This is a genomic window from Dietzia sp. SLG310A2-38A2 (assembly GCF_014145095.1).
Taxonomy (GTDB): Bacteria; Actinomycetota; Actinomycetes; order Mycobacteriales; family Mycobacteriaceae; genus Dietzia.
In genome coordinates this window covers 1-3,120 of the sequence record NZ_JAALDX010000375.1, presented here as the reverse complement: position 1 = coordinate 3,120, position 3,120 = coordinate 1, and the positions used below count along the sequence as shown (strand labels likewise).

At 71.5% G+C, this 3,120-nt stretch carries 2 protein-coding genes and 1 pseudogene; all 3 read right to left on the bottom strand.

Features of this window, described 5'->3' with window-relative positions:
* Positions 1 to 359, bottom strand: a pseudogene (locus G6027_RS13165) (hypothetical protein); the annotation flags it as partial.
* 133 nt (positions 360 to 492) lie between these two features.
* Positions 493 to 2,328: a lipid II flippase MurJ gene (locus tag G6027_RS13160; RefSeq protein ID WP_182637566.1), complete on the bottom strand. Its 1,836-nt coding sequence runs from the start codon at positions 2,326 to 2,328 to the stop codon at positions 493 to 495.
* The coding region (locus tag G6027_RS13155; RefSeq protein WP_241727103.1) for a DUF6049 family protein at positions 2,325 to 3,120 on the bottom strand (796 nt) is incomplete at its 5' end. The genes G6027_RS13155 and G6027_RS13160, both read right to left, overlap by 4 nt.

Sequence of the window (3,120 nt, the reverse complement as noted above, 5' to 3'; positions counted from 1 at the left end):
TGACCCCACATCGCGGCAACGGCCGAGTCGGGGTCGGGGTCACCGACGGCGGCGGCGAGGCTGAGCCCGGGGACCCATTCGCTCACCACGATGCCCCCGGCGCGGCCGCGGATGACGTCGAGGACGCGGGCCAGGCCGTCCGAGTACACGCGGGTCAGCGCCACGGTGCGGTCGAGGACGCCCGTCGCCGAGCCCGGGGGTTCCTCACCGGGCAGCGGGTCGACGAAGGTCAACGCGACCTCGCGACCGAGTCGCTTGTCGCGGGCTCGCCAGAACGCCTGACCGGCTACTCCACCGTGGGGTTCGAGGAGTTCGTATCGCCCACCCGAGACCAGTCCCCCGGCGGTCAGGCGCGGTGGGCCCGAGGGCGAACCCTGCGCCGGAACACCGTTGACATCACCCACCCGTCGACCTCCTCGATGACGCGGCCGTCCAGCCGATCCGCCCGCTCCTGACCCCCCGAGTGTACGGTCCGCGCATCCCGGGACACGACTATCGCCTCAGACGCCCCACGAGGCCCCGGAGGACGGGAGTGACGGCGTCCAGCTCCGGGAGTCGTGACCGCGACAGGATCAGTCCGGTGACCACGAGGGTGATGACCGCGGCGAACCCGGCCCGGAAAACGTATCCGATACTGCCGACCGAGTCGGTCAGCACGTCCAGGGGCAGGAGGTTGTCGACGGCGAGGGCGACGAGCGCTCCGGCCGCCGACGCGCCGAGGGTCCAGACCGCCGACCTCGCGGTCTCGCGCCCGCGCAGGGAACCGAGCCTGCGCCGCAGCAGGATGTACCCGGCCACCGCACCCACGACCCAGCCGATCCCATTGGCCAGGGCGAGCCCGATCACGACGTGGGATCGCTCGTTCGCGACCAGCGGGACGATGAGCGAGAGGACCACGCGGACGATGGTGATCGCGAGGATCATGACGGTCGGGGTCCAGTAGTCCTCGCGCGCGTAGAAGACGCGCTGCTGGAGCAGCACCACCGCGTACGGGACCAGGGTGAACGCGCCGAACGCCAGGGTGAGGCCGAGGATGTCGGCGTTCTGGGCGTCGAAGTTGCCGTACCGGAACAGGCCGGTCGCGATCGACGGGCCGAAAGCGGTCATGACGGCGATGATCGGCAACAGCCCGAAGAGGGACAGCCGGGTGCCGAGCGAGATGTCCCGCACGACCGCGTCCGTCCGCCCGGCGACGCCGTTGTCGGCCAATCGCGGGTTGATGGCCGTCAGGAGGGTCACGCCGATGATCCCGTACGGCACCTGGAGCAACAGCCAGTACGTGCCGTAGATGGCGATGGCCGCCTCGTCGGCGGCGGAACCGATGCGGTTGGTCATGACCAGACCGACCTGAGAGATGAACACGTAGGACAACCCGGCGAGGGCGTTGCCTCCGAACTGCCGGATCCGCGGGTCCAGTCCCCACTGTGGGCGCAGGACCACGCCGGCACGGCGCAGCGCGGGCAGCAGGACCGCGGCCTGGACCACCACCCCGAGGGTCGTACCGAGGCCGAGCAACAGGATCGGGGCGCTGAGGAGGTTGACCGGCGCCGCCGGGTCGATGCCGCTCCCGACAATGGCGAACAGCGCGAGGGTCGCGATGGCCACCAGGTTGTTCCACACCGGCGCCCACGCACCGGGCCGGAAGATCCCGTTGTAGTTGAGCACCGCCAGCATGACCGAGAAGACGCCGTAGAAGAAGATCTGCGGGAGCAGCAGGAAGGCGAACGCCGTGGCCAGGTCCGTGTTGACCTCACCGTCCCCGAGGTTGAGCTCGGTGAGCAGGGGCGCACAGGCCACCGCCACCACCGTCGCGACCAGCGCCAACAGGGCCGTGGCCGTGAGCAGGCGCCGGATGAACGACACCCCTCCGTCCGGGTCCTCCTGGGCCGCCCTCGCGAGCAGGGGCATGAACATGGCGGTGAGGACCGAACCCAGGACGAGCTCGGTGATCATGTTGGGCAGGGTGTTGGCGGTGTTGAACGCCGAGGCCACGGCGGGGCCGAGAATGGTGAGGATGAGGATCATCCGGACGAAACCGGTGATCCGGCTGGCGAGGTTGGCCACCGCCATCGACCCCGTGGACCGCATCACCGAGGCGTCGGAGGAGTCCCGGGTGGTGGTGCCGGTCCCCCCGCCCCGGGTCGTCGGACCCTGCGGGATCGGGACCACGGGGTCGACGGGTACCGAGTCCGGCGCGAACGAGTCGGCGACCGGCGGAGGCGACACGGGGCGCGGCGACACGCAGCTGCCGGATTCGCGGCGGCGGCCCCGCAATCCGGGGTCCGGTCTACGCAGCTCGGGCTCGGAGGAACCCTGCTCGTCGTTCACGGTCGGTGCCCTTCGTCCGCGGGGTCGAGGATTCCCCGACGGTAGCGCAGGTACCGGCGGCCCCCCAGGACGAGGGCGAGTGCGGCCGCGGCGATCGCGAAGCCCTGCGCCACGGGATACCCACCGGACTGGACCGAGAGTTCGACCGGGTCGGACAAACGCGTCCCGTCCGGCCCGTGGAGGGCGAACACCACGGTGTGGCGGACCCCGCCCTCGGAGTCGGACTGGGTGGGGACCTGGAGGGTCCGGGAACCCGCGGCCGGGATCTGTATGAGGCCGACCGGGTCGACGGTGATGTCCTCGGGTGCGGTGACGGTCACGTCGACGCGCACGGGGAACGGCAGGGCGTTGCGGGTCACCAACATGAGCGGGCTGTTGGGACTCGCCATGGTGAACACGCTCCCCGGGGTGAGGAGGTCGACGCGCGCGAGCGATGCGGACACCGTCTCCCCGAGTCGGACCAGGCGGGTCGCGCCACGGTCCCGGGCGGCCGCACCGGTCCCCGTCTCGAGGGTGAGACCGTCACCGCCGGCGCGTCGACCGGTCTCCGAGATCGCCCTGAGGGCGTCACCCACCAACGGGTCGAGGTGTGCGTCGGCATCCGCCGAGGTCGGGTCGGAGGTGTCCACCAGCGACCGCAGGGTGTCCGTCCCCGCGAGCGCCCCGGCCAGTCGTCGGACCGTGTCGCCCCCGGGGTCGTCCGCGAAGGGGTCGGCGAGTCCGGGGTCCACCGCACCGGTGGGGTCGACGGCGAGGCTCCCCTCGGGGATCGTGACGGGACCCGTCAGCCGT